Below are 21,550 nucleotides of genomic sequence, written 5' to 3'. Positions count from 1 at the left end.
GTCGGCGTTAGCTCGGCGTTTAAATAGGAGAGCCTGGCGGTAATTCAGGCGCCGGCTTGAGCGGCCATGGTTTACCAGCAAACCATTGTTCCAATGCATACACAGCGTAATTACGATGAGCAGAATTCGGAGCCTGTTGCCAGCGTTCTAGTTGACGTTGTAAAAAGCTAAATATAGGCGCTTTCACCGAAGCACTTACTTTATCGTGACCATAAGTCGATACAACCGCATCGAGAACCTCATAAGCTAAACGTTGTTCAAGTGTTGACGCATTAGCTTCATAGGCAGGCGTTATCGCGGCTTCAGCAACTTGATTAAGAAGAGCGGTGACGTCAGGAATGGCTTTATTGCGGCTGTGTTGTTGCTGTAATCGCTCGAGACGTTGCGAATTCAGCATCAAGTTCAACACAAATCGTGCAGAGCTTGCGGCCATGGTGTCAGGATCTGAAACGAGACCAGTCAAGCCGTTAAAACGCTCACGATCATTACCTTCACCATAGGACGGTGGTGCAAGCAAGCTGATGATATGCTCTGGCAATGCAAGAGTTTCTGCACGTAATGTCTTACTCAACACTCGAATTGCGCGCAACTGTTGTGACGCGTTAACCGAGCGAATATCAATATCACCCTCACCTTTTACGGCGTAGTCATAGTGCAGACCGGCGATCATCTTCACCGCCGCTTCGGCTTGATAACGATGTAACAGATACATTGGTACTAGCAGATTCTGTAACTCACTGAGCGGGCGGCCATCAGCAAGATTACCTAAACCGAACTGCTTCAGCGCGGTTTCACGCACTGCCAATACGCGCTCGAGTTCGGTAACTGCATCACTGCCATTATCCCATAAGTGGGCATCTGGATGCGCACCACCGGCAGCGCGAGCATCTCGGTCTGAAATGAAACTTAAGCCGAGACGACGATTCTGCTCTAAAACTGTGGCAGGGTCGCCCTTACCGTAGCCGTAAGCAATCACTTGCATATCCCATAAGCCAACGCCTTCGGTGTATGCATCGGCCAAGGTTAAACCGCCGGTTTGGGTATCAATGCTGATCAATGGGTGCGGGTAGTCCATCACTGAGGCGCGATCATCGGCACTTGCAGCGAAGTTGTGTGCAATCCCAAGGGTATGACCAATTTCGTGTGCTGAAAGTTGACGAATTCGGGCTAAAGCCATTTCTTCAATTTTCTTTTTAATTTGCGTTTGCTGCTCGGCATTGTCGGCTGCAAAAGGCGCTAATAAACCTTGCGCAATTAGCATATCTTGACGAACACGAAGCGAACCTAAAGTTACGTGTCCTTTGAGAATTTCGCCGGTACGCGGATCGATCACCGAGGCACCATAGGACCAACCACGAGTAGCGCGATGTACCCACTGTATCACGTTATAACGAACATCCATTGGGTCTGCGTCGGCAGGCAATTCGCGTACTTGGAAACCATTGGGTAAATCAATGGCAGCAAAGGCTTCAGCCCACCACCGACCGCCTTCTAGCAAGGCAGTTCGAACTGGTTCAGGGACACCTGGATCGAGGTAGTAAATAATGGGTTCGTCTTTACTGACGCGGTGGCGTGGAATGTACTGTACTGTGGTTGGTGCACCGAGTGGAGCGGCATAATCGCGGTGTGCTTCCGACCAAAAACCACTTTGTGGGTGAAATTCACGCGGCTGGTATTGAGAATCGGGCAAACGAATGAACGAATGGTGCAAATGCATGGTTAAGTGGTCGGCATCGGCGGCAACACTGCGCACGTATTGTCCGGTACCTTCACCACTAAACGTAATTTTTGCTTCGAGTTCGGTGTTGTCGGCAAACGATTTGCTACGCGCTGGATAAATCACCGATTTCTCGGTGCTGAGTTTATAGCTACCTTGCTTGGTATCTCGCAAACGTTTTACTACACCATGGGTGTCGCTCAATAAAAACGGTGTGTAATCAATTAACACATGATTTTCATCGCGCGCGACCACGCTAAAGCCCGCAATGACTGAATCGGCGAACGCTTCGTTGATACTTTGACGCTCTGCTTGATTGTCGCTATTCGCACGAAACTGAGTGTTGTGCTGCATCAACAGTACTTTATCACCTTCGATATAGAAGCTAGCGAGCCTCGTTGCGCCAAGTTGACCGCGATCTAGGCCAATATCGTTTGAGCCTAGGCCCCACGGTAAGCTCGTTTGATAAATAAACGGCTGATGTTGTTGTGGCACGAGCAAGTAAATTTTGCCCTGCTCTTGATCGTGATAAAAGGTGAAAAAGCCTTCATGTACACGCATCTCAGCGGTAAACTGGGTGACAGCTGAAGCTGTTGACTGAGTTTTTGAATTTGCAAAAGTGACAGTCGAAAAACTTGTGGTTATAAGTAAAAACGTAAATAAAACAATGCGTAGCATGATTTTGGCTCACCGTTTTAATAACTGATTTATGGATTATTGGATGCAAAACACAACCTCAAAAAACCGTTATAACAAACTCGCTGTGCAAAGTAACGTAGCGAATGCATTGAACGCGGTTGACGGTGACAAATTCACGTTAGATTCTCGCCTAGAAGCAGATAGTTTCTTATTGGCACGCTGGCCGCTGTGCGATGTTCGGCGGTTTGATGATCAGCGTTACGATTGGTTGATGTTAATACCGAGAGTACCTGATAGCGTTGAGTTTACCGATTTATCAGAGCTACAACAGCAGCAATTGGCGGTTGAAGTACAGCAAGTTTCGTTGTTATTAAAAGAGTTTGGTACGGGGCAAAAGCTAAATATTGGTGCGCTCGGTAATGTTGTCAGTCAGTTGCACGTGCATTTGGTGATGCGCCATGCGCAAGATCCAGCGTGGCCTGGACCCGTGTGGGGACATTCAGCCGCCAAGCGCTTTGACGACGCGACCAAAACGACAGAAGTTAAACGCTGGCAAGCTCTTCTTTGAGCTGCGCACACCACTGTTGTATGCGCTCTTCGCTGTATTCATATTGACTGTCTTCGTCGAGCGCTAAACCAACAAAAAACTCGCCATCGGCAGTCAATGCTTTTGAAGCGGCAAAGTCATACCCTTGATTTGGCCAGAAACCGATGCGAATGCAGCCTTGTGTGCCAGGATTTGCCGCCAATTCATCATGCAACATACCAAGCGCATCTTGAAACCAATCGGTATAACCGACCTGATCACCCATTCCGAACAAAGCAACAATTTTGCCGTTCAGCTGTAAATCCGCAATATCACTCCAATGACTTTCCCAATCTTCTTGAATTTCACCGAAATCCCAAGTTGAAAGGCCAAAAATAATCACATCAAATTGCTCGGCGTCACGCAAAGGTACATCTTTAATATTGAATAACTCGATCTCACCCGGCGCAAACTGAGCTTGAATTTTCTCTGCTGCAATTTCAGTAAAACACGTGGTTGAGCCGTAAAATAAACCAATGCGTAAAGCCATGTCTTGTCGCCTAATCATTGATGAGTTCGAGGAATAAATGAGGTAGGTAGTGTATCAGAAATTACCGCTAATATGGTATGCTTGCGCATCGAATTCATTGAGCCAATCGAGTGTAACTAGGGGATATTTTATGGCATCGGCAGCATTTAACGACTACGTTCAATCACTTGAGCAAGTATTTGACGAGGTCGTCGCCACGGGCACTGATGATGAGCTGTTTGCTAGCGGCTATTTGCGCGGTCATTTTGACTTGGTCGTTGCGCAACTCGAACTGAATGATCATGCCAGTGCCGATGCTGTACTACCGAGCGTGCAAGCCTCTGTTGAACAGGCAAAACACGAGCTGGCGCCGGCCGATATGGCACATATTCAGGCTATGCTGAATCGACTTGAAGCCGTTGCGGCGCAAGTCGCTTAATTAGCGCATCAGCCAGTGGTTGGGGTTCCCCAAGCCACTGGCTAACTAACAATTCAGCGCACAGCGGAGCACTGGTAAAGCCGCGTGAACCAAGGCCACTTACTACTCCTAAATTATCTGTTAACCAGCCGCAAGCCGGTAAATGGTCTCGCGTGGTATTGCGCAATGAGGCACGGTTGTTGACTGCGTTTAGCGGAAGTGTCCAAGCTTGTGCAAGATTATCTTGAAGCGTTAGTAAGTTTTCTTCAGTGTCAGCCGGTTCAATGTTTTGGTAACTCTCTTGCTTAAATTCACGGTTGTAGGTAGCACCTACACAATGAGTTAACTCGCCGTTGTGATTCTCAGCTGGCGTGAAATAACCTTTGTAGCACACAACTATCGGACAACTAGCGCTTACTTCGGTTGCCGCAACTTGCGTTACTTGGCCGCGTACATTCTGTGTTTCTATCTGCCATTGGGCTAGTAGCGTTGAGGTATTTGCTCCTGCGGCAACAATTAAAGTGCTGGCTTCATAACGCTTTCCGGAGCTTGCGTCCAGTCGCCAAGTGTTACTAGCCGTCTGTTGGAGTTCCGTGATTTCGGAAACTTCTGTAATGGCAAGGCGCTCTCCACAGTTCTGCAATATTTGTTGAACTAAGCGTTGCGGCGGCACCCAACCTGAATTTGGATAAAATAATGCCGGCAGTGCAGGTAAGAACTCCCAAACTTGTTGTGTTTCTGCCGCAGTCAGTGACCTGACCAGGTCGGGCGCATAGCAACCGCTGTCAGCAATTTTTTGCTGGCGCTGTTCACGAATGGCATTAAAGGCAAGCTGAATCACACCGGTTGCATGCCATAAATTCGGACAATTGCTTTGATAAAACTGCCGCGCATGGTCAAACGCACTCACGTAAAACTGACTTAACGGACTGAGTTCTGCATGTAACAGCGGATACACCGCCCCCTGAGCGTTGCCAGAGGCACCATCGGCGATGCCTTGAGTAAGCAAGTGAACGGGGTAGCCGCGTTGGGTAAATGACCAGGCAAGGCACGCCGCGGCAATACCACCGCCTACAATCGTTACTGTTTCGGGCGGTCGCGGTGTAATGGTTGTTTCTTTATGAATTAGGCCACGAAGCATTTCGCGTTTGCGCCCAAAACCCTTGGCCTTAGTGACCGCAAAACCGGCTTCTTGCAAACCACGACGAACAGCACCTGCTGCTGTAAAAGTGGCAAAAGTACCTGAAGGTCGACAGCTTTTGGCCATGGCTTGATAAACATTGGCCTGCCACATTTGTGGGTTCTTATCAGGCGCGAAACCATCGAGAAACCAAGCGTCAACGGTGTTTTCAGCGTTCGGAAGCCAATTCGGCAATTGCTCATGAATATCACCAAGCCACAAATCGATAATCACTCGGTTATTATCAAACTGCAGGCGGTGACATCCAGTTTGCGCTGCGGGATAGGCATCGAGTAACGCTTGAGCGAACGCCGCGAGCTCAGGAAAAGCACTGAGCGCCCGTTCAAGATCGGCCTTAACCAGAGGGTACTTTTCAAATGAAATAAAATGTAGCCGCTGATTAGCGGGCGCCGTTTGTTGAAACAACTGCCAACAGGCGAGAAAGTTCAATCCAGTACCAAATCCGGTTTCGGCAACGGTGAAGGTACTGTGCAAAGAGGTTTGCCAGCGTGTTGGGAGATCGTTATGCTGAAGAAACACGTAACGGCTTTCGGCTAATCCGTTTTCATTGTTAAAATAAATATCATCAAATTCAGTGGAAACAGGGACGCCTAAATGGTTAAAAGTAACCGTAGCAGTGGCAGGTTGCTCACTGATTGAACGTTTGTTGAATTGATGACTCACGGAACTTACCTACTGCAGTCAATGAAACATGCGTCATAGTGTAACAATATTTAGGTAAAAAGGCGGAAAGCAGACCACTTTTTTCAAGAAGTGAGCTACCATACAGCAGCGCTCAGCAAGACAGGATAATAGAATGAGAAGAGCAGTGATTACCGGTATGGGCATTGTGTCCAGTATCGGCGTGAACAAACAAGAGGTGTTGGAGTCGTTACAACAAGGACGCTCGGGCATCGAATTTTCTCAAGAATTTGCCGACATGGGATTACGGTGTCAGGTATGGGGACCAGTTCGTGCCAATCCAGCCGACCACATTGATCGTAAAGCACTTCGCTTTATGGGCGATTCAGCCGCTTATGCTTATATGGCAATGGCGCAAGCGATTGAAGATGCCGGTTTGACCAACGAGCAGGTTTCTAACCCGCGCACCGGTCTTGTGGTAGGTTCAGGCGGTGCGTCCGGCGAGCATCAAGTTGCGGCCGCTGACATTATGCGTGAAAAAGGCGTGAAACGAGTGGGCCCATATATGGTTCCGCGTTGCATGGCTTCAACAACTTCCGCATGTTTGGCGACGCCATTTCAAATAAAAGGTGTGAACTATTCAATTAGTTCAGCCTGCGCAACATCTGCACATTGTATCGGCCACGCATTAGAGTTGATTCAGTTTGGTAAGCAAGACCGCGTGTTCGCCGGTGGTGGCGAAGAATTGCATTGGACTCTTGGGATGGAGTTCGATGCTATGGGTGCGCTGTCAACCAAATACAATGAAACGCCAAGCAAAGCATCGCGTACTTACGATGTGGATCGTGATGGCTTCGTGCCAGCCGGTGGTGGCGGTATTTTGGTCATTGAAGAGCTAGAAACTGCCTTAGCCCGCGGTGCTCATATTTATGCTGAAATTGTTGGCTATGGCGCCACGTCAGATGGTTATGACATGGTTGCACCATCAGGTGAAGGTGCAGTGCGTTGTATGAAGATGGCGATGGATACTGTCGACACGCCAATTGACTACCTGAATACTCACGGTACCTCAACACCCGTCGGTGACACCAAAGAGCTTGAAGCCATTCGCGAAGTTTTTGGTGACCAGGCGCCGTATATCAGTGCAACCAAGGCGATGACCGGTCACGCGTTAGGTGCAGCAGGCGTACATGAAGCAATTTACTCATTGCTGATGTTACAACATGGCTTCGTCGCACCATCCATTAACATCGAAAACTTAGACCCAGCGGCAGAGGGCATGAACATTGTTCGTGAACCGCAAAAAGCTGAGTTAACCACAGTGATGTCGAACAGTTTTGGTTTCGGTGGAACTAACGCAACGTTAGTTTTGCGTAAATATCAATAAAATTAACATCTTCATCATGCATACGGTGGTAAAAAGGTGCGCAAATGCGCACCTTTTTGTTGTATGCTCTTTAACAATTCATCCATCGTTATCTGACAAGGTTTGATTGATGCACCTTTTGGCCGATGCTTCGATGCCGCTGGTTGCCCAACTCGCTGAGACGTTTTCTGATGCGCTTCGTGAGCAGGGCATCCCGTTTACGTTGAGTACCTTTCACGGCCGTCAACCTACACCTGAGCAACTTGCGAGTGCCGATTTGTTAATGATTCGCTCAATCACTCGAGTGGATGCTGAACTATTACGTCATGCGCCACGTTTAAAGTGGGTGGGCACAGCAACTATCGGTACCGAGCATGTTGATGCAGACGCGTGTCGGTATGCAGGCGTCGCTTTTGTTTCTACGCCAGGTGTGAACGCCAATGCGGTAGGCGATTATGTCGCCAGCGCCATTAGTAATATTGCGTTAGAACAGGGAGCTTTACCCGCTGGTGACGTGGCAATTATTGGTGCTGGCCATACTGGGCGAGCTGCGGGCCAACGACTGCGCGGACTTGGTCTAAACGTTCATTTTTACGACCCGCCATTATTGCAAGCTGGCATGCACCCAACTGAAGCCGATGTACATGCTGATTGGCAGCGAGTGCTAGCGAGCAAAGTCATTAGCTGCCATGTACCGTTGACGAAAAACGGTGAGTATCCGACCTATCATTTATTTTCTGATAAAAGTATCGCTACACTTACTGATGATTGCATTTTAATTAATGCGAGTCGCGGTGCCGTTGTTGCTGAGCAGGCATTACGATCAGCAAAACAGCGTAACCAACGGTTGCATGTTGTGCTGGATGTGTGGGAAAACGAACCTCAAATAGCGGCTGATTTATTGCCTTGGCTTCGCTATGCCACTGCGCATATTGCAGGCCATAGTGTTGCTGGTAAAGTGGGTGGTACATTGCGCTTGTTTGCGGAGTTAGCGGGCTTTCTCAAACAGCCTGATTTAGCATTACAACTGCCATCATTGCGGCGTTTATTAAAGCCTTGGCCAGAAGCCGTTCGGGAATATCGCTGGCAGACAGACGCAAGGCCAACATGGCAAATGCTAGCATCTTGGGTGCGTGACATTTATGATATACGCATCGACGATAATTTATTGCGTCAGGCGACCCCAGAACCGGCCGCGTTTGATGCTCTACGGCGTCATTATTCGGCGCGAGCAGAGTTATCACAGGGCATCGTAGTTGGTGGGCGTTGGCTAGCGCAACGTGAGTGGCAGAATCGTTTACAGCAGCTCACATTTTCACACATACAAAAGCAGGAGCAGTAATGTCACGAGCATTTAACGTAGCTGTACTTGGCGCGACCGGATTGGTTGGCCAGCATATGATTGAAATTCTTGAAGCGCGGGATTTTCCGGTCGCCCAATTGTTTCCATTAGCAAGTAGCCGCTCTGCCGGCTCAACGGTTACGTTCCGTGGCGAAGAAATCACGGTAGAAGATGCCGATACGTTTGACTGGAGCCAAGTCGAGCTTGGGTTCTTCTCTGCCGGTGGCAATATTTCGCGTATCTACGCGCCAAAAGCGGCCGATGCAGGCTGTGTGGTTATCGATAATACCTCCGAGTTTCGTTACGAACCGGATATCCCGCTAGTTGTGCCAGAAGTCAACGCGCATGCGTTAGCGGATTTCCGCAATCGCAATATCATCGCTAATCCGAATTGTTCAACGATTCAAATGTTAGTTGCATTGAAGCCAATTCACGATGCGGTTGGTATTGATCGCATCAACGTTGCGACCTATCAGTCGACCTCAGGAGCAGGCAAAGAAGCGATGGATGAGTTGGCGCAACAAACCGCCGCGCTATTGAATGGACGCCCAGTTGAAGTTGAGCGATTTAGTCGTCAAATCGCCTTCAACTGTATTCCACAGATTGATGTGTTTTTAGATAATGACTACACCAAAGAAGAAATGAAAATGGTGTGGGAAACACAAAAGATCTTTGGCGATGAGAGCATTCGGGTGAATGCAACGGCTGTGCGTGTGCCAGTATTTTTTGGTCATGCAGAGGCGATACATATTGAAACGCTACAACCGATTGATGCAGTGCAGGCAAAGGAATTGCTGCGTCACGCACCAGGTGTTGTCTTGTTTGACAATAACGATGATTTTCCGACACAAATAGGTAACGCTGCCGGACACGATGAAGTTTTTGTAGGACGCGTGCGCAACGATATCTCTCATCCACAAGGATTAAACTTGTGGGTTGTAGCTGATAATGTGCGTAAAGGCGCCGCGACAAACAGTATTCAGATTGCAGAACACTTAATTCGCGACTATATGTAAAACTATCCATCTTTCAATGCGGTACCGATAATTACAACGATTACAAAAGAGGGAACCAGCTCAATGAAACGGAATAGCTTGGCACTGGCGGCCGGTATAGCACTGGCACTCGGCTCGTCGGCAGTGGTTACTGCTGACGCGAGCTTTGTGAATACAAGTGCAGCGGCGATGCTGCAAGGTCAGGCCACGTCTCGATGGCAGCCTGATCGGTTCGGTCCAATTGTTTCGTCTGACACGTTGTGGTCAATCGCCATGTATTATGGCGATAAGACTGATCTGTCAGTCTATGAAATGATGGATTTATTCATTGAACTCAACCCTGAAGCGTTTATCAACGGTCGTGCTGACCGAATGATGGATGGCTATTATCTGAAGATTCCCGAAATAGCACAGCGTGCTCGCGCAGCAGACATCGAAAGTAGCGCCGCAGCAGCGACAACGGAATCGCCGAAGGTCACGACAAGTGATATTCCTGAAACGGATCCGAACGATACAACAGATGTTGTTGACGCCGACAAATCTGAGGCAGATACGGATAGCCCAGTTGTAACGGAGACAGCATCTGGTAGCTCCGATCGCTCTCCTGGTCGAGATGCTGCAGACGGTTCGAGTGTCGAATTTGATGTTGCTGAGCTGACGCAGTTGCGTACTCAACTGGCTGAATCGATTTCATTGATTGAACAATTAAATGCTGAAAATAGTGCGTTACAACAACGTCTTGATTCGGTGAATGCAGAGTTAGAACAGCTTCGTCTCAGGGTTGATGCTGAGCAAGTTGCTGAAGATGAATTGCAAGAGCAAATTGCAGCAGAGATTGTTGCGACGAAAATTGAGGCCGGTGAAACAGCTGAGGTATCGCCACAAACGCAACAGCCAGAAGAACCTTCAGCCTCCGCCGAGCAATCAGCGGCAACTGAAGAAAGTTCATCTGAGCCTGAGGCGGCAAGCGCAGATCGTTCGACCGCGCAACAGCCAACGCAATCACAAGCAACAGAAACACAAGCCAGCGAACCGAACAAAGCCGAACCAAAAGCAGCTCAACCAAAGCCTGTTAAACGTAAACAGCAATCTGAGTACGAAGAGTTCTTGGATTGGTTGATGCAGCCGTTCCAATTAACACTGGCAATTCTCATTCCATTGCTACTCGCAGCCATCATTTGGTATGTGCTGTACGTGCGTCGCTTAAACCGCGAAACACTGGGCCCGTATAACGGCGCTATGCAAGCCGCTGAACAAGAACAGCAAGAGCAGGGTGGCAAGGAAGAAAAACTAAGTGCCTATGAAGAAGCTGAGCAGGCCGCTTTGGCTGAAGAAGCTGCTGATATGCCTGAGTTTGAGCGTATCGATGATGCAGAAGACGACGTTGTCGCTCAAGAAGCTGCAGCCGAGGATAGTCTTGAGGATGATTTATCAGCGCTTGATAGCAATGAAGATGAATTTGAACGCATAGACGAAACCGTTGATGATGAAGCTGATTTGGATACCTTATTGGCCTCTAGTTTCGATACGGAAGAAACAGCAACCACAACGGATGAGGATTTAGACACTGCAGACGTTGAGGTTGAACCAACCGCTGAAGTAGAGGTTGAGCGTGAAGTTGAGTCAGTAGAACAGTCGCAGCCGGAGTTAGACGAAGATGATTTGTCGCTAGAGTTTGATACAGAAATCGAACCAAAAGACGAGCCTAAAGTTGAAGCTAAACCGGTGGAATCAGAAAGTTCTGACGATGACGAAATGAGTTTAGATTTTCACATCGATGATGCAGAATCTGCAGCAGACGAACCAGTAGCTCCAGCTGTCGACGAAGCACCGGTGACTGACTTAGAGGTTGAGCTTGAGCAGTTTGAAGATGTTGATTTAAACGATATCGACCTCGAAGCTTTGACGACGGAAGAGGCCACCAAACCAGACGCTGAAGACGACGCTTCGGATGATACCGCATTCTTGGAGATTGATGCTCTGCTTGAAGAAGCAGAATCAGCAGATTCTGATTTTGATAGCCCACGGTTTGAGCGTGAATCGGGTCAAGTCGATGATAACGAGGAAACGCCATCGGGTATGATCGATCTTGCTCGCGCTTATTTAGAAATGGATGAGTATGAGTTGGCGCGAACAGAACTTGAAAAAGTGGCGCAGACTGATGACGAAGATGCAAAACGCGAAGCGGCAATGTTATTACAGAAAATTGAAGAACAGGGTCATTAATGAGTAGTACGCGCATTGCGCTTGGTATTGAATACGACGGGAGTCGGTATTTTGGGTGGCAACGACAGCGAGAAGTTGTCTGTGTTCAAGAAGTCTTAGAGCGCGCTTTAAGCAAAGTTGCCAACCATCCGGTAGAAGTTACCTGCGCAGGGCGCACCGATGCCGGTGTTCATGCAACGGGGCAGGTGGTGCACTTCGATTGTCAGTTTGAGCGGGCGATGCCTGCTTGGACCATGGGCGTGAATAGCAACCTCCCCGATTCTGTAGCGGTGCGTTGGGCGCGCGAGGTACCTGAATCGTTTAATGCGCGTTTCAGCGCGACCGGTCGACGCTACCGATACATTATTGCGAATCAAAAAATGCGTCCGGGTATCCTCGGTCGAGGCTTAAGTCATTATCATCAGCCACTTGACGCTGAACGTATGCACGAAGCGGCACAACACCTTATCGGTGAGCATGATTTTAGTGCGTTTCGAGCCGCTCAGTGCCAGTCGCACTCGCCAAATCGCTGCGTGACACGAATTGATGTGCGTCGCTATGGTGATTTCATTGTGGTTGATATTGCTGCCAATGCGTTCTTGCATCATATGGTACGCAACATTGTTGGTAGTTTGCTTGAGGTTGGCAAAGGCGAGCAGCCATCGTCTTGGCTTGCAACCTTATTGGCAGGGCGTGATAGAACACAAGCTGCAGCAACTGCGAAAGCCGAGGGATTATATTTGGTACAAGTGGACTATCCGCAAGAGTTTGATCTTCCGCAATTACCACCCGGTCCGCTTTGGTTACCTGACTTATAAGACCACTTTTTGCTAAACTGATTTCATAGAATATGCTTTAATAGAGCGTATTTACTGGCAATTACGCCACCTGACTGAACAAGTTAACAACGGAATATTATGAGCTGGATAGAGCGAATTCTTGCAAAACCGAAAAGCAACAAACGCCGCAACATTCCGGAAGGAGTGTGGGCGAAGTGTACGAGTTGCGATGCTATTCTCTATAGTGCTGATTTAGAGCGCAGCTTGAACGTCTGTCCAAAGTGTGACCATCACATGCGCGTATCTGCGCGAGTGCGTTTGGCGAACTTTTTAGATGACGGCAAGGGCGAAGAGATCGGTGCAGAACTCGAGCCAAAAGACGTGCTCAAATTCCGTGATTCGAAAAAATATAAAGATCGTATCGCGGCGGCTCAGAAAGCAACCGGTGAGAAAGATGCGCTAGTGGCACAAAAAGGCCGCTTAAAGGGTATGCCGGTTGTTGCCGTGGCTTTTGAATTTGAGTTTATGGGCGGTTCGATGGCATCCGTTGTTGGTGCGCGTTTTGTTAAAGCGGCAGAAGTTTGCCTGCGTGAGCGTATTCCACTGATTTGTTTTTCAGCATCAGGCGGTGCTCGCATGCAAGAGGCGTTGTTGTCTTTGATGCAAATGGCAAAGACATCGGCGGCATTAGCACGTATGAGCGAAGAAGGTCTCCCGTTCATCTCAGTTCTTACCGACCCAACAATGGGTGGTGTATCAGCAAGTTTGGCTATGTTGGGCGATATCAATATCGCTGAACCGAAAGCTTTGATTGGTTTTGCTGGCCCGCGAGTGATTGAGCAGACCGTACGTGAAACTCTTCCTGAAGGTTTCCAGCGCGCCGAATTCCTTGTTGATCATGGCGCTGTAGATATGATTGTGGATCGCCGTCAGATGCGTAATCGAATTGCTGCCTTATTGGCAAAATTTCAGCACCTACCGGCCGTTGCTGACGAATATTAAGCGATGACTACCCCAGTTAAACCTTCCTCTTCAGCCGGGCTTAATGCCTGGCTGAGTTATTTAGAGCAACTGCATCCAAGTGCTATTGATATGGGACTTGAGCGTGTCAAAGCGGTTGCTGAACGGCTTGATCTCACCTCAACGAATGCGCAGGTATTTACTGTTGCCGGTACAAACGGCAAGGGCTCAACAGTTCGTTATCTAGAAACTATTCTGCGTTGTGCTGGCTACAGTACAGGTGTCTATATTTCGCCGCACCTACACCACTATGCTGAACGTGTACGTATTAATGCCGAGCAACTTGCTGAAAACGAACATGTTGCAGCTTTCGCAGCAATCGACGAAGCGCGCGGAGACATATCACTCACCTATTTTGAATTCGGCACTTTAGCCGCACTGTGGTTAATGAAACAGCGCGAGTTAGATGCTTGGATTCTTGAGGTTGGGCTAGGCGGACGGTTAGATGCGGTTAACATTATCGACGCCGATGTTGCGCTGTTAACGAGTGTCGGTATTGATCACATTGGTTTTCTTGGTGATGACCGCACCGGCATTGCTCGCGAGAAGGCCGGTATATTTCGACCGCAACGTCCGGCAATTGTTGGCGAACCTGATTTTCCTGAAGTGGTCGCGAATGCAGCGTTAGCACAAGCGGTTGATCTTCGACGCGTCGGTAAAGATTTTCACTATCGCATGACTGGTGTTTCAACGTGGCAATTCCGCGATGACAATAATTTCTTGCAAGAGCTGCCATTGCCGCAATTACCGCTACCGAATGCCGCAACAACTATTGCTGCGCTCGCTGCCAGTAAATTACCGGTATCTGACAAAGCCATTCGTGAAGGTTTAAGCCAAGCTCGCGAGCCGGGGCGATTGCAGTTTTTAGCTGGTGATGGCAAAAGCAGAGTCGATACGCTACTCGATGTGGCACATAATCCACATGCCGCGAATTATTTAGTGCAAGCGTTACTGAGTCGATATCCGCAGCGTGAGGTTGTTGCTGTGGTGGGCATGCTTCATGATAAAGATATTGCTGGTACATTAGCCGCTTTGCAGCCGGCTGTATCACGCTGGTACTTTGCTAGTTTGTCGGAACCTCGCGGTGCAACCGCAGCGCAACTATTAGAGCAGGCACCAAGTGATGCGACCAACACCGAATGTTTTGATAGTGTTTTGGCGGCTTACGAAAAAGCGCATCACGATGCTTTATCCAAGCAATCGTCACAACCGCTGGTATTGGTATGCGGCTCGTTTTACACTGTAGGGAAAATTCCAACAACGGAGTAGTTCATGGCCTCGCAGTTGCAAAATAGAATTGTCGGAAGCGTTATTCTGATTGCCCTCGCGGTAATTATTTTACCAGAACTGTTTGATGGTAAACCGCAGCAACAACAAGAGTCATTTGAGGCGATTCCGCTGCAACCAGAGGTTGAGGTTGCCGAGGTACCAGCAAAATCGGTTCCGCAACAAGAAGAACTTCCAGACTCGCTTGAAAAAATTGAAACCCTCGAAATTGACGCCGATGATGCGCCTGCTATTAAAACGGCACAGAAGAGCACGCCAGATGCACCTAGTAACGCTGAACTACAGCAGCCGGGTTGGATTATTCAGTTAGGTGTATTTCGTAATCAGGCTTCTGTTGATCGCTTAGTAAAAGAGCTTCGCGCCGCCGGTTACCCAGCATACCGTGAAGTGGTTCAAACCGCCGATGGTCCGCGTAACAAACTATTGGTTGGCCCAGGCCTAGTAAAAGAAGAACTGGAAGCAGATCTACCAAAGTTAAGAGAATTAACTGATCTCAATGGTCGAGTTTTTCGCTACGAGCCATAATAATTTTGCGCAAAATGTCAGCCTTTCTGATACAATTCGCGCGAAATTTTAATCCGCTAGGGAATGCTAACAATGGTCTGGATTGATATCGCGATTTTAGTGGTAATAGGTCTTTCGACGTTAATCAGCTTAACCCGAGGCTTCGTCAAAGAAGCTCTATCATTAGCCATTTGGGTGGCTGCCTTTTTTATCGCAAAATTTTTCTATCTCGACCTCGCTACGCTGTTTACCGGTATTCAGGATGAAATGCTCCGTAACGCAGCTGCCGTCGCGGCATTATTTGTTGCAACGTTAATTGTTGGCTCCGTAGTGAATTATCTAATTGGCCGTCTTGTGGAGAGTACTGGTTTAACCGGCACCGATAGACTACTAGGCGGCTTATTTGGAGCGTTACGCGGTGTACTCATTGTCGCCGCGTTGCTATTTTTCATGGATTCTTTCACCGGTTTATCCGATGAACCATGGTGGCAGGCTTCAGAGTTAATTCCGCATTTCGGTGTGGTCATTCAGTGGTTTTTTGAATACTTGGAAAATACATCAAGTTTCTTACCCCAAAATGTTTAATGAGGTTGTTGTTGCATGTGTGGCATTGTTGGAATTGTAGGTAAAGACCCAGTCAATCAAGCGTTGTATGACGGTTTAACGATGCTACAGCATCGTGGCCAAGATGCCGCCGGTATCATGACCGTTGATAACGGCACACTGCGTTTACGTAAAGCCAATGGCTTGGTGCGCGATGTCTTTCATACGCGGCATATGCATCGTCTACAAGGTCGTATTGGTATTGGTCATGTTCGCTATCCTACTGCAGGTAGTTCGAGTTCCGCTGAAGCCCAACCATTTTATGTCAACTCGCCATTTGGTATCGCTATGGCGCATAACGGGAACCTGACGAACGCACATGAGTTGCAAGAGCAGTTGTTTGCGAAGGCTCGCCGTCACATCAACACCACTTCTGATTCTGAAATTCTTCTTAACGTATTCGCCCACGAACTGTATCAACAAGAAAGCTTGCGCTTAACACCGGAAGACGTGTTCGCAACCGTTGCTCGTGTGCATCGTCAAATTCGTGGCGCCTATGCCGTGGTTGCCATGATTATCGGTCACGGTATTGTCGCATTTCGCGACCCGTGGGGTATTCGCCCATTAGTATTGGGTATGCGCGAGACTGCGAATGGCAATGAATATATTGTTGCCTCTGAAAGCGTTGCCGTTGATGGTACGGGTTTTAAATATGTGCGCGATGTTGAGCCTGGCGAAGCGATTTATATTACTGAAGATGGTGAATTGTTCTCGCGCCAGTGTGCTGATAATCCGCAGCACTGCCCGTGTATTTTTGAGTATGTTTACTTTGCTCGCCCAGATTCATTTATCGATAAAGTGTCGGTGTATGCATCGCGCGTCAACATGGGCCGCAAGCTTGGCGAGAAGATTAAACGCGACTACGCCGATTTAGATATTGATGTGGTCATCCCAATTCCAGAAACGAGCTGTGATATCGCATTGGAAATGGCGAACATTTTAGATTTGCCGTATCGCCAAGGTTTTGTGAAAAACCGCTATATTGGCCGTACATTCATCATGCCTGGGCAAACTCAGCGCCGTAAATCGGTACGTCGTAAACTGAATGCGATTAGCGCCGAATTCCGTGGTAAGAATGTTTTGTTGGTGGATGACTCCATTGTGCGCGGTACAACCTCTGAGCAGATTATTGAGATGGCACGTGAAGCGGGCGCGAAGAAAGTCTATTTCGCTTCAGCAGCACCAGAAATCCGTTTCCCGAACGTTTATGGCATTGATATGCCAAGTGCCAATGAATTGATTGGTCACGGTCGTGAGGCCTCAGAAATAAATGACTTGATAAAAGCCGATGGCCTGATTTATCAAGAACTCGACGACTTAATTGCCGCGGTTCAACAAGAGAACAAAGATATCACTCGTTTTGAAACCTCGGTATTCAATGGCGAGTATATTACTGGTGATATCAATCAGAGCTATCTAGATCGCTTAGATGCAGCCCGTAATGACGTTGCCCGCCATGGTAACGATCAAAGTGAAGATGCTAATCTCGAGCTTCACAACGAAGACGAATAAAGCGAATCAGCAATAAAAAAACGGACGCCTTGGCGTCCGTTTTTTGTTTCCACATAAATTAGAGCTGGAACGGATAGACCGAGCCGATTTTGAGAATTTGAGTTAATTCATCTAGTGCCGTACGCGATTCCATTAACAACTGTGGGTCACGTAAATCGGCCACACTTAGCTCATCGCGGTAGTGTTTATCCACCCATTGGTTCAATCGAGCGAACAGCTCTTCGTTCATGATGACCGCTGGGTTCACTGCCGCTAACTCAGTGTCGTTAAGCGCAACACGTAAACGTAGACATGCAGGACCACCGCCGTTACGCATGCTTTGCTTCACATCAAAGTAGTGAACTTGGCGAATTGGTGTATTGCGGGTCACCAAGTCAGCTAAGTAAGCTGCAACACGAGTATTTTCCTGACACTCAGTTGGCGCAATGATAGCCATGGTGCCATCTTGCATGGTCAGAAGCTGTGTATTGAACAAGTAGGTTTGTACCGCATCTTCAACCGACACTTCTGAGGTTTTAACTTCAATGAAGTGAACCGGTTCGTCGCCAAACTTGCGCTGAATTTCGGCGAATTTCGCTTCCGTATCTAAAAACGCTTGCTCGTGATAGAACATGACGTTTTGGTTACCCACGGCAATCACGTCATTGTGAAATACGCCTTGATCAATCACGTCAGGATTTTGCTGAATATAGACGGTGTTCTCGTCGCTCAAACCGTGTAAACGTGCAATGGCTTGTGACGCTTCGTAGGTTTGGCGTGCAGGGAACTTACGTGGTGCCGGCTTGCTACTGTCAAAGGCATAACGTCCAAACGTAAAAATCTCGACACCGGCATGACCATAATTACTGCATAAACGGGTATGGTTTGCGGCACCTTCATCACCAAAGTGTTCGTTATCCGGTAAATGCGTATGGTGCGCAAAGTAACGGTTATTATTAAACATCGCCTGTAAAATACGACCACTGGTAGTTGGTTCAAGCGAGCGATGGAACTTATTGGTTAAGTTAGCTGGTGTAAAATGTACTTTACCGTCAGCCGTATCTGCGCCCGGCGATACCGTAGCGGCGTTTGCGGTCCACATGCTTGAGGCAGAGCACACCGCTTGGAAAATTTCTGGCGCTTGTTGTGCAGCTTTGCTGAGTACTTCGGCATCTGATCCGCTGAAGCCTAAGCGGCGTAACGTTGCAATATCAGGGCGTTCTTGTGGTGCGAGTACACCTTGAACCATGCCCATATCGTGCAGCGCCTTCATTTTCGCAAGACCTTGCTTAGCCGCAGATTTTGGACTAGAGGTAGATTTAGCATTGCTTAATGAAGCAACGTTTCCGAACGACAGCCCGGCATAATTGTGGGTTGGGCCAACGAGGCCATCGAAATTAACTTCATAGTGGTGCATGCTCAAACAAAACCTCCATTGCAGTTGCAAGCGTTGAATTGTTGGCTATTATACCCGCAAGTTGGTCTTGGCGTAAGGGCTGAACACCTTGATTTTATTGGTCTGATGCGCGTGTAAGTCAATTGGTGCATAGATATAAAGCAAAAACGTATTTTTATGATTTTTGTTCAGGGTGGTTGTGCATCAGCCGCAGAACAGATATATCTAAAAAAAGAATCCCACAAGCTTACGGATAAAAGAGAGTCGCATGGCAAAAGCGTTAGTTATTGTCGAGTCGCCAGCAAAAGCGAAGACAATTAATAAATATTTAGGGAATGATTTTGTGGTGAAGTCGAGCGTAGGTCACGTTCGCGACTTACCGACAAAATCAACCGCGACCGTCAAAACCAAGCCGCCGGCTGAAGTGCGTAAAATGACACCGGAGCAAAAAGAAGCGTATCGGCAAGAGCGTGAGTTCCAGAAATTAGTCGCTCGTATGGGCATTGACCCGCAGCATGGCTGGGAAGCGCACTATGAAGTGTTGCCCGGCAAAGAAAAGGTTGTGGCTGAACTGAAAAAGCTCGCAGCAAAAGCTGATGCTATTTACCTCGCAACGGATTTGGACCGCGAAGGGGAAGCCATTGCTTGGCACTTACGCGAACTGATTGGCGGCGATGACAGCCGGTTCCAGCGCGTGGTGTTTAACGAAATTACCAAAAAAGCCATTCAAGATGCGTTCTCTCATCCAGCTGCTCTGAATATTGACCGTGTGAATGCACAGCAAACGCGTCGATTCCTCGACCGTGTTGTTGGCTTCATGGTGTCGCCGCTGTTGTGGAAAAAAATTGCGCGTGGTCTCTCAGCGGGACGAGTGCAATCGGTGGCGGTGCGCTTAGTGGTTGAGCGCGAGCGCGAAATTAAAGCCTTTGTGCCAGAAGAATATTGGGATATTTACGCCGATTTAGCGACGCAAAACCGTGATGAATTGCGCATGCAGGTGCAAAAGCATCTCGGCAAGACCTTTAAAGCGAACGATAAGGCCGCTGCCGACGCCGCTGTGGCTGCATTGAAGGGTGCCCAATACAAAGTCATAGACCGCGAAGATAAACCGACTAGCAGCCGTCCCTCGGCGCCGTTCATTACGTCAACCCTGCAACAAGCCGCGAGTACGCGGTTAGGCTTTGGGGTGAAAAAGACCATGATGTTGGCACAGCGTTTGTACGAAGCGGGTCATATTACCTACATGCGTACCGACTCAACCAACTTAAGCCAAGAAGCGGTTGCCAACTGTCGTGATTACATTGGTAAAAACTTTGGTGGCGACTATTTACCCGCCAAACCAAACGTTTATGGCTCGAAACAAAATGCACAAGAAGCGCACGAAGCCATTCGTCCGTCAAGCGTTGGCGTAAAGTCAGAAAATTTGCGGGATATGGAGCGTGATGCGCAACGTTTGTATGAGCTCATTTGGCGCCAATTTGTGGCGTGCCAAATGACGCCAGCGCAATACGATGCAACCACCATTTCCGTGCAAGCCGGTGATTATGAGCTGCGTGCCCGTGGGCGAGTGTTGCGCTTCCCAGGTTGGACCAAAGTGCAGCCGCCAGCAGGCTCGAAAAATAATGAAGATGCGACGTTGCCAGATGTGAAGAAAGGCGAGGAGCTAGCACTGCAGCAACTTGACCCGCAGCAACACTTTACCAAGCCGCCAGCACGCTTTAGCGAAGCCTCGTTGGTGAAAGAGCTTGAGAAACGCGGTATCGGACGGCCATCAACCTATGCATCGATTATTTCTACCATTCAAGACCGCGGTTATGTACGGGTAGAAAACCGTCGTTTCTACGCGGAGAAAATGGGCGAGATAGTGAATGACCGTTTGGTTGATAACTTCCCGCGCCTATTGAACTACAGCTTTACTGCTGAAATGGAGCAGGCGCTGGATGAAATAGCCGAAGGAAAACGGAATTGGAAAGCAACGCTAGATAAATTCTACGAAGATTTCAGTGCGAAATTACAACAAGCTGAAATGACACCAGAAGAGGGCGGCATGCGCCCGAATCAGATGGTGCTAACCGACATTAAATGTCCGAAGTGCGGTCGCCCGATGGGCATTCGCACCGCGTCAACCGGCGTGTTCTTAGGATGTTCTGGCTATGAACTACCGCCGAAAGAGCGTTGCACCCAAACCATGAACCTGTTGCCAGGTGAAGAAGCTGTACGCGTGAAAGACGATGACGACGAAGCGGAAACCATGGCGCTACGGGCGAAAAAACGGTGCCCGAAATGTGGCACCGCCATGGACAGCTACCTAATTGACCAAGAACGCAAACTGCACGTGTGTGGTAACAACCCAGCGTGTGATGGCTATGTGGTTGAACAGGGCGAGTTCCGCATTAAAGGTTACGATGGCCCGGTGCTTGAATGTGACCGTTGTGGCAGTGACATGCAGTTGAAAACCGGCCGTTTCGGCAAGTATTTTGATTGTACCAACAGCGAGTGTAAGAATACCCGTAAGTTACTGAAAAACGGTCAACCAGCGCCACCAAAAGAAGATCCCGTGCCGTTCCCTGAACTACCATGTGAAGACTCGAACGCCTATTTCGTGTTGCGTGATGGTGCTTCGGGTGTGTTTTTGTCAGCGAATACCTTCCCGCGTTCACGTGAAACCCGAGCGGTGAAAGTGAGCGAGCTGAAGCGCTTTAAAGATCGCATTCCAAGCAAGTTCCATTACTTAGCGGAAGCGCCTGAAAAAGACGACGACGGCAACGAAGCCATTGTACGTTACAGCCGCAAGAACAAAGAACAGTACGTAATTACCGAAGTAAACGGCAAAGCCACCGGCTGGCAAGCGTTCTACCGTGACGGTGAATGGGAAGTTCAAGAAGGGAAAAAGCGTAAGTGATAATCGGCG

General features: G+C 48.5%; 17 protein-coding genes. 13 read left to right on the top strand and 4 right to left on the bottom strand.

Going from position 1 to position 21,550, the window contains the following annotated elements; translation table 11 throughout:
- Positions 1-19 precede the first annotated feature (19 nt).
- Positions 20-2,395 (bottom strand): zinc-dependent metalloprotease, encoded by a 2,376-nt coding sequence (locus LG272_RS10255; protein WP_404408346.1) that lies wholly within the window; start codon positions 2,393-2,395, stop codon positions 20-22.
- Between the two features lie 43 nt (positions 2,396-2,438).
- Here LG272_RS10255 and LG272_RS10250 point away from each other — a divergent pair, with 43 nt between their 5' ends.
- Positions 2,439-2,924, top strand: a complete 486-nt coding sequence (locus tag LG272_RS10250; RefSeq protein WP_404408344.1) for an HIT domain-containing protein — start codon at positions 2,439-2,441, stop codon at positions 2,922-2,924.
- Here the strand turns inward: LG272_RS10250 and fldB are convergent.
- Complete coding sequence (fldB, locus tag LG272_RS10245; protein WP_404408342.1) at positions 2,899-3,432, bottom strand: flavodoxin FldB; 534 nt, start codon at positions 3,430-3,432, stop codon at positions 2,899-2,901. The two genes, LG272_RS10250 and fldB, sit on opposite strands and share 26 nt — an antisense overlap.
- 130 nt (positions 3,433-3,562) lie before the next feature.
- On the opposite strand from fldB, the gene LG272_RS10240 reads away from it, so the two are divergent.
- The gene (locus LG272_RS10240) at positions 3,563-3,850 is read left to right on the top strand and encodes a YfcL family protein (RefSeq protein ID WP_126759216.1); all 288 of its coding nucleotides are present in this window, start codon (positions 3,563-3,565) and stop codon (positions 3,848-3,850) included.
- Here LG272_RS10240 and mnmC read toward each other — a convergent pair.
- The gene (mnmC, locus tag LG272_RS10235; protein WP_404408340.1) at positions 3,807-5,693 is read right to left on the bottom strand and encodes a bifunctional tRNA (5-methylaminomethyl-2-thiouridine)(34)-methyltransferase MnmD/FAD-dependent 5-carboxymethylaminomethyl-2-thiouridine(34) oxidoreductase MnmC; all 1,887 of its coding nucleotides are present in this window, start codon (positions 5,691-5,693) and stop codon (positions 3,807-3,809) included. The genes LG272_RS10240 and mnmC overlap by 44 nt on opposite strands.
- 133 nt (positions 5,694-5,826) lie before the next feature.
- On the opposite strand from mnmC, the gene fabB reads away from it, so the two are divergent.
- The 10 genes from fabB to purF all read left to right on the top strand — a co-directional run bounded on the left by fabB (position 5,827) and on the right by purF (position 17,264).
- Positions 5,827-7,038, top strand: a complete 1,212-nt coding sequence (fabB, locus tag LG272_RS10230) for a beta-ketoacyl-ACP synthase I (protein WP_126759214.1) — start codon at positions 5,827-5,829, stop codon at positions 7,036-7,038.
- Between the two features lie 109 nt (positions 7,039-7,147).
- Entirely contained in the window at positions 7,148-8,359 is a 1,212-nt protein-coding gene (locus LG272_RS10225) for a 4-phosphoerythronate dehydrogenase (RefSeq protein ID WP_404408338.1), read from the top strand.
- Positions 8,359-9,375, top strand: coding sequence for an aspartate-semialdehyde dehydrogenase (locus LG272_RS10220; protein ID WP_126759212.1), 1,017 nt, complete (start codon positions 8,359-8,361; stop codon positions 9,373-9,375). Before LG272_RS10225 ends, LG272_RS10220 begins: the two co-directional genes overlap by 1 nt.
- A 63-nt stretch (positions 9,376-9,438) precedes the next feature.
- Positions 9,439-11,580, top strand: coding sequence for a FimV/HubP family polar landmark protein (locus LG272_RS10215; protein WP_404408336.1), 2,142 nt, complete (start codon positions 9,439-9,441; stop codon positions 11,578-11,580).
- On the top strand, positions 11,580-12,377 hold the full coding sequence (truA, locus tag LG272_RS10210; protein ID WP_126759210.1) for a tRNA pseudouridine(38-40) synthase TruA: 798 nt from the start codon (positions 11,580-11,582) through the stop codon (positions 12,375-12,377). Before LG272_RS10215 ends, truA begins: the two co-directional genes overlap by 1 nt.
- Before the next feature lie 99 nt (positions 12,378-12,476).
- Positions 12,477-13,340 carry an acetyl-CoA carboxylase, carboxyltransferase subunit beta gene (gene accD, locus LG272_RS10205; protein WP_126759209.1) on the top strand — a complete coding sequence of 288 codons (864 nt, stop codon included), beginning with the start codon at positions 12,477-12,479 and terminating at the stop codon, positions 13,338-13,340.
- A 3-nt stretch (positions 13,341-13,343) separates the two neighbouring features.
- The gene (folC, locus tag LG272_RS10200) at positions 13,344-14,627 is read left to right on the top strand and encodes a bifunctional tetrahydrofolate synthase/dihydrofolate synthase (RefSeq protein WP_404408333.1); all 1,284 of its coding nucleotides are present in this window, start codon (positions 13,344-13,346) and stop codon (positions 14,625-14,627) included.
- Positions 14,628-14,630: 3 nt separating this feature from the next.
- Positions 14,631-15,170: an SPOR domain-containing protein gene (locus LG272_RS10195; protein WP_126759207.1), complete on the top strand. Its 540-nt coding sequence runs from the start codon at positions 14,631-14,633 to the stop codon at positions 15,168-15,170.
- Between the two features lie 72 nt (positions 15,171-15,242).
- Positions 15,243-15,734, top strand: coding sequence for a CvpA family protein (locus tag LG272_RS10190; RefSeq protein WP_126759206.1), 492 nt, complete (start codon positions 15,243-15,245; stop codon positions 15,732-15,734).
- Positions 15,735-15,749: 15 nt separating this feature from the next.
- Positions 15,750-17,264: an amidophosphoribosyltransferase gene (purF, locus tag LG272_RS10185; protein WP_126759205.1), complete on the top strand. Its 1,515-nt coding sequence runs from the start codon at positions 15,750-15,752 to the stop codon at positions 17,262-17,264.
- A 58-nt stretch (positions 17,265-17,322) separates the two neighbouring features.
- Here purF and astB read toward each other — a convergent pair whose 3' ends face one another.
- The gene (gene astB, locus LG272_RS10180) at positions 17,323-18,660 is read right to left on the bottom strand and encodes an N-succinylarginine dihydrolase (protein ID WP_404408331.1); all 1,338 of its coding nucleotides are present in this window, start codon (positions 18,658-18,660) and stop codon (positions 17,323-17,325) included.
- A gap of 247 nt (positions 18,661-18,907) precedes the next feature.
- On the opposite strand from astB, the gene topA reads away from it, so the two are divergent.
- Positions 18,908-21,541 carry a type I DNA topoisomerase gene (topA, locus tag LG272_RS10175; RefSeq protein ID WP_404408329.1) on the top strand — a complete coding sequence of 878 codons (2,634 nt, stop codon included), beginning with the start codon at positions 18,908-18,910 and terminating at the stop codon, positions 21,539-21,541.
- The last annotated feature ends 9 nt before the right edge of the window (positions 21,542-21,550 follow it).

This window comes from Pseudidiomarina marina (genome assembly GCF_044807045.1).
In the GTDB taxonomy this organism is placed as follows: Bacteria; Pseudomonadota; Gammaproteobacteria; order Enterobacterales; family Alteromonadaceae; genus Pseudidiomarina; species Pseudidiomarina marina.
The sequence above is the reverse complement of the archived record's forward strand: the minus strand, read 5'-3'. Positions and strand labels throughout refer to the sequence as shown.